The following is a 2,900-nucleotide window of genomic DNA, read 5'->3' as shown; positions in this document are numbered from 1 at the left end:
CAGTCCCTCGCTAAACCAGCAGAACAAAAAGACCTCTTAGAGATAGCCAATAAAATCAAATCTTAGTTATTTCACGTGGAACTGTTTGCGTATATTCGTGACTTGATCTACATTTTTTTGTTCCATGTCTAACTTACCCTTTTCTGCTAACAACTTTAATGTTTCTATTTCATGTGTAACGAGTTCTTTTGCCCTAGTGATAAGATAGTCCTCTGTGTTTTTACTTGGGTCATCTAAAACCTCTGCAAACAAGGCATTTAAAAAGCCTTTTTTTTGTACAGGGTCGGCCATATCCCAACCCAAACCAATGGTGATTTGTGACAAGTCATTTTCTTCTTTACGCAAAGAAATTGCTTCGCCTTTCTTTAAACTTAATACCATTGTTATATCCTCATCATATTTGATTTAAGGCAAGTGCTATATTAACTTCACCGACATACTGACCAACCTTGATGGTCACTGGTGGCAAATTCGAGGTTAAACATGATTGCAATAATAGATACGGTAAATTTACACCTGCAACACAAGACATCGCCATACCTCCAGAAGGTCTTGCATTAATTTCTAACAATCTAATGCCATTTTTACCTGCTCTAAATTGAATATTAAACTGAGCATTTAATTTAAAATGTGTCGTTAGCTGTTGGCACATCATGGCAATTTCAGGATTATTATCAATATATTGGCGTGGCACTCCTTTTTGTGCCATAAACTTACGCCGTTGTACCGCTGCATATAACTGTCCATGAATAGCTAAACAATCCACACTCCATTCATCACCATCCAAAAACTCCATTAACAACAATTTACCAAAGCTATTTTGCTCAAGCATTGCCTGCCGTAACTCTTTTAAACCAACAATATATTCTTCACCACTTAAAATATGCTGCAAACAATCGCCTTTTTCATCAATTTTTCTAAAACCTAAGCCAAAAATAGAAATAGCTGGCTTAATAGACAAACAATCATGACGACTGCGTAAATCTTGATATGCTTGCTCAAATTGCGCTAAGTTTTGTATGGTCACCGTTTCGGGTAACACAGCAATTTCTGTTGGTAAATGTGCGGTAAAACGACTTTTATCTTCCAACAATTTTAAGGTGTCACTGTCTGCCACCAATACAACTTGTACACCCTGCTGACGAAATAAGTCTTGATATTGTGCAATGGTTTCTGCTTCTTTGCCCACCACAAAAATATCAATCTTATGTTGCTGACAAAAGGCTAAACACCAATCAACATAGGCTTTAGCCACCAAACCACTTGGCTCAACATAACTTTCGTCTGCTACCAACAAACCACGTGCATGTGCTTGAGTATGACTAACGATTAAATAAAACTGTTTGGCGACATCCTGCTGTTTAATTAATTGAACAATGTTATACACAAAAGAAAACGACTTGTTATACCAGACACGTGTCATAAAAATTCTCTAAAAAAAAGAGGCGAAAAGCTCGCCTCTTTTAGGGTCTATTAACTGACGCTTATAAATAACTGCGAATTTGTGGCATTAATTGTTCAAAGGTACGACCTTGACCATTTTCACCAATCGCATGCATTTTCCACTCACCATTATGCTTATACAATTTCGCCATAATTTGTGCAGAATGATCGCCTTGGCAAGATAAGTTATAACGCGCAATTTCTTGATTGTTTGCCGCATTAATTAAACGACAAAAGGCATTTTCAACTTGTGAAAAGCTTTGGCCTGTAAAACTATTGACGGTAAAAACCAAACTTTTTACCTGTGCAGGCACACGGCTTAAATCAACACTGATTTGCTCGTCATCACCTTCACCTGCACCCGTACGATTATCACCACTATGTTTGATGCTAGTATCTTTGCTTTGTAATTGTCTAAACCAAACAATATCCACCATTTGACCAGCTTCATCAAACATTAAACAAGAAGAGTCCAAATCAATTTCGGCAGAACCACCACCAAAACCAAAAAAACCTTTCTTTTTGGCAACATCCCAGCCTAATCCCATAATCACACGAGTTAAACCAGTACCCGCTTCTTTTTCTAAAGAAATTTTTTGCCCTTTTTGTAAATTAACGGCCATTTTTACTCTCCACGTTTAAATAAATTACAATTAACCATTACCTGCGGTTGAACTACGCATCCACGCAATAAAATTATCTTTATTACGTGAGCAAATCACTACCTTTCCTTTACCCGAAAATCTTAACACTACGCCTTCACCACTGGTGACACTATTCACCAAACGTCCCATTAAACCACCACCTTGACTGGTACCTAAAGAGACTTTGTGTTGCAAACGACTATCCCATGCCACTACGTGAGCATTATCAATAATTACATCTTTGTTTGGTTCAACATCTAAGGTAAATAATGAGCCCATGCCCGAAACTATTAATTTGCCAAACCCAGAAGCCTCCGAATAAAAAAAGCCGCCAGCCTGACCAAACATACTCATTAATGCACCTTGTACACTTAATTGCTCCATACGCGATACTAAACTTACACCTGTTTCTGCCGCGACAAATGCACCATCACTTAAACAATAGCTACTTGTTCCTACGTCTAAAATTTGCATTCCACCCATTAACACAGGCGACAACAAACAATCACCTGCACCGCGTACCGCTTCAATATGTTGCTGAAACAACGATTCACCATTAGCAAAACTACGCATTAAAGCTTGACCAAAACCACCCATTTTACCTTTTAAATCTAAGGTATCTTCCATCATCACCATCGAGTTGGATTCACAATAGATTTTTTCGCCCTGTGTTAAACTAACGTGCAAAAACGGGTCAACTTCACCTGTGACTGTAAACTGTGCCATTTATTTACTACCTGCTTTCCAATTAAAACCAAAGCCAAACCATTTATCCATATCGGGATGACCATGAAAATATTCAACTAACTTGGT

4 protein-coding genes are annotated in these 2,900 nt (G+C 37.9%); all 4 read right to left on the bottom strand.

The window, feature by feature from the left end; translation table 11 throughout:
• Positions 1 to 66: 66 nt before the first annotated feature.
• The 4 genes from Q0212_RS10430 to Q0212_RS10415 all read right to left on the bottom strand — a co-directional run bounded on the left by Q0212_RS10430 (position 67) and on the right by Q0212_RS10415 (position 2,813).
• A complete protein-coding gene (locus tag Q0212_RS10430) occupies positions 67 to 381 on the bottom strand; it encodes a TerD family protein (RefSeq protein WP_297925173.1) in 315 nt (104 codons plus the stop codon).
• Between the two features lie 13 nt (positions 382 to 394).
• Positions 395 to 1,423: an ATP-grasp domain-containing protein gene (locus Q0212_RS10425; protein WP_297925171.1), complete on the bottom strand. Its 1,029-nt coding sequence runs from the start codon at positions 1,421 to 1,423 to the stop codon at positions 395 to 397.
• Positions 1,424 to 1,484: 61 nt separating this feature from the next.
• Complete coding sequence (locus Q0212_RS10420; RefSeq protein ID WP_297925169.1) at positions 1,485 to 2,066, bottom strand: TerD family protein; 582 nt, start codon at positions 2,064 to 2,066, stop codon at positions 1,485 to 1,487.
• A 30-nt stretch (positions 2,067 to 2,096) separates the two neighbouring features.
• On the bottom strand, positions 2,097 to 2,813 hold the full coding sequence (locus Q0212_RS10415) for a TIGR00266 family protein (protein ID WP_297925167.1): 717 nt from the start codon (positions 2,811 to 2,813) through the stop codon (positions 2,097 to 2,099).
• Positions 2,814 to 2,900 lie beyond the last annotated feature (87 nt).

The sequence above is a fragment of the uncultured Agitococcus sp. genome (assembly GCF_937920075.1).
GTDB lineage: Bacteria > Pseudomonadota > Gammaproteobacteria > Pseudomonadales > Moraxellaceae > Agitococcus.
The sequence above is the reverse complement of the archived record's forward strand: the minus strand, read 5'-3'. Positions and strand labels throughout refer to the sequence as shown.

What these genes read in the sequence shown, in the direction of transcription:
- Q0212_RS10430 (WP_297925173.1), bottom strand. Translation starts at nt 381, where the DNA reads ATGGTATTAAGTTTAAAGAAAGGCGAAGCAATTTCTTTGCGTAAAGAA.
- Q0212_RS10415 (WP_297925167.1), bottom strand. Translation starts at nt 2,813, where the DNA reads ATGGCACAGTTTACAGTCACAGGTGAAGTTGACCCGTTTTTGCACGTT.
- Q0212_RS10420 (WP_297925169.1), bottom strand. Translation starts at nt 2,066, where the DNA reads ATGGCCGTTAATTTACAAAAAGGGCAAAAAATTTCTTTAGAAAAAGAA.
- Q0212_RS10425 (WP_297925171.1), bottom strand. Translation starts at nt 1,423, where the DNA reads ATGACACGTGTCTGGTATAACAAGTCGTTTTCTTTTGTGTATAACATT.